General features: G+C 39.3%; 4 protein-coding genes. 1 reads left to right on the forward strand and 3 read right to left on the reverse strand.

What is annotated here, in order from left to right:
• On the forward strand, nt 1-443 hold a 443-nt coding region (locus AC1DDX_RS26700; protein WP_477622957.1), incomplete at its 5' end, for a VOC family protein.
• A gap of 63 nt (nt 444-506) precedes the next feature.
• Here the strand turns inward: AC1DDX_RS26700 and AC1DDX_RS26705 are convergent.
• The 3 genes from AC1DDX_RS26705 to AC1DDX_RS26715 form a co-directional block, all read right to left on the reverse strand.
• On the reverse strand, nt 507-1,157 hold the full coding sequence (locus tag AC1DDX_RS26705) for an NADPH-dependent F420 reductase (protein WP_172660550.1): 651 nt from the start codon (nt 1,155-1,157) through the stop codon (nt 507-509).
• A 101-nt stretch (nt 1,158-1,258) separates the two neighbouring features.
• On the reverse strand, nt 1,259-1,867 hold the full coding sequence (locus tag AC1DDX_RS26710; protein WP_337715238.1) for a Crp/Fnr family transcriptional regulator: 609 nt from the start codon (nt 1,865-1,867) through the stop codon (nt 1,259-1,261).
• Between the two features lie 22 nt (nt 1,868-1,889).
• On the reverse strand, nt 1,890-2,165 hold a 276-nt coding region (locus AC1DDX_RS26715), incomplete at its 5' end, for a hypothetical protein (protein WP_477622958.1).

Genomic DNA, 2,165 nt, shown 5'->3' on the forward strand with positions numbered 1-2,165 from the left:
ACCATAATGTTAAAGAGGCAATTGACTTTTACACCTCAGTATTTAAAAACTCAAAAGTACTTAATGCCAGCTATTATCCAAAAGACGCACCTGGTTTTGGCGGTGAAATACTGGCTGTCGATATGGAAATAGAAGATCAACAGTTTATACTATTAAATGGAGGTCCACAGTTCAAATTTAACGAGTCAGTCTCTTTTTCTATTGAGGCCAATACACAGGAAGAAATTGACTACTACTGGAAAAGCCTTGTAGCTGGAGGTGGTGAAACATCGCAGTGTGGATGGTTAAAAGATAAATTTGGTTTGTCGTGGCAGGTATCGCCTGCTATACTAGGGGAATTATTACAAGATAAAGATGTAGAAAAGGCCCAACGCGTAATGCAAGTTATGATGAAGATGACCAAGATCATTATCAAAGATTTGGAAGACGCCGCAAAGGGGTAATTTATCTAATTATCTAACTATCCACATCTGGCATACTAAGGACCAGATGTGGGTAGTTCAAGATTAGATTTTGGCTTTTGCCTCCGATGCCGTAACAGTTTTTCCCAATGCACCGAATTCGTGAAGATCACCGAATACCTCGATACGAATTGACTGATTGATTGCCCCTACCCGAACCGGATCAAATCCATTGTCTTTAATTAATTCTTCTACATCAGCATCGATGTTTGTATCATCTGTTGCATAAAACAATACTGATTTTTCTGGAGATTGATAAGCGGCTCCGCTAAGCGAAGCAGCACCCAATGTTCCTAACGCTTTCGCCAATTTTGCATTTTTAGGTAGCGCTATTGCATTAATTTCGCCGGCAGATTGGTTCTGATCAATGATTTTATTAAACCCACCGTTTCCATCTGGCGCAATAGGATTGGATGGATCAACAATGATTTTGCCTTCCAGGTCACCTGAATATTCTGAGATAAATGGCTTAATCGCGCCAAATGGAATAGCCAAAACCACAATATTGGCGTCTTTTACAGCCGATGCAATATCACTTGGCACAGCAGACTTACCTAATTTAGCAGCTAATTCTTCTGCTTTCTCTACATTTCTGTCGGCTACAATGAAAGCTTTGTTTGCTTTTGAAAGGTTGGCAGCAACTGCCTGGCCAATGTTTCCTAAGCCGATTACGGCTACTTTTGATGTATTTGTCATTGTTATTTCTTTTAAAGTTTATATTAAATTGATAACACAAAATTGCATCAGAAAGAGCTCACATGCCAATGAACTGCATCAAGAAATAGTATTGATCTGGTTTAAGATTTTGGCTTTACAAGCTTGTTACGGAGTCTGCTTAAAAATTCAGGAGTAATCCCTATAAATGATGCGATTTGCACCTGAGGTAGGCGATTATTTAAGTGGGAATAATCTTGCATAAACGACAGATAACGTTCTTCGGCAGTAGAACTGATGTTTTGTAATAGTCGCTTTTGCAGTGAAACAAAGCTGTTTTCGATCAGCACTCTGAATATCAGATTGAATTTTGGCCCCTTTGTATATAAGTTGATGAGGTCATTATAACTTATATGAAGTACCATTGTATCCTCAATTGCGTCTATATTAAGTTCTGACGGTTCTTTTCCATGGAAACTACCAATATCCATTAGCCACCAATTTTCTGTCGCAAACTGTATAATGTGAGTATTTCCTTTATCGTCAATTTTATACATCCGCAAACACCCCCGTACTACAAAGTTAAAAATAGAGCAAACATCCCCCTCCTGTAAAACGTACTGTCTTTTTCTGTATAACCGAGGTTTAAATAGTTCAGCTACAAGTTGTTTTTCTTCTCTGCTTAAAGGGATTAACCGATTAAAGTATTCAAGTAATGGAGCTACGGAGGTGTACAAAATGTTTTCTTTCATCGGATTTTCCAGTCTAGTAAGCCTATGGTGTCAATCCACCTTCATCAATCGTGATCAGTCTGCGGAATTTTGCGGGCGTATTAACCGGCGCGTCGGCAGGGTAGCTAGTGTAATTCAGTTTAAGGATGTCGCCAGTAATACTAAAGGTGGCATTTTCGTAGAGTGTGTAATTCGTAGGGGTTCGTTGAACTGGTTTTCCTTGTTCCTGCTCCAGCTTTTCGGTAGTAGTTATCTTTAATCTGTCGCCTTGGATCTGGTAAGATCCGATGAACTGACTGCTACTTCCATCATTAAGGAC

The organism is Pedobacter sp. 10L46_2 (assembly GCF_056395165.1).

Bases quoted from the DNA above. Each gene is read 5' to 3' on its own strand.
- AC1DDX_RS26705 (WP_172660550.1), bottom strand. From the start codon at position 1,157: ATGACAAATACATCAAAAGTAGCCGTAATCGGCTTAGGAAACATTGGC.
- AC1DDX_RS26710 (WP_337715238.1), bottom strand. From the start codon at position 1,867: ATGAAAGAAAACATTTTGTACACCTCCGTAGCTCCATTACTTGAATAC.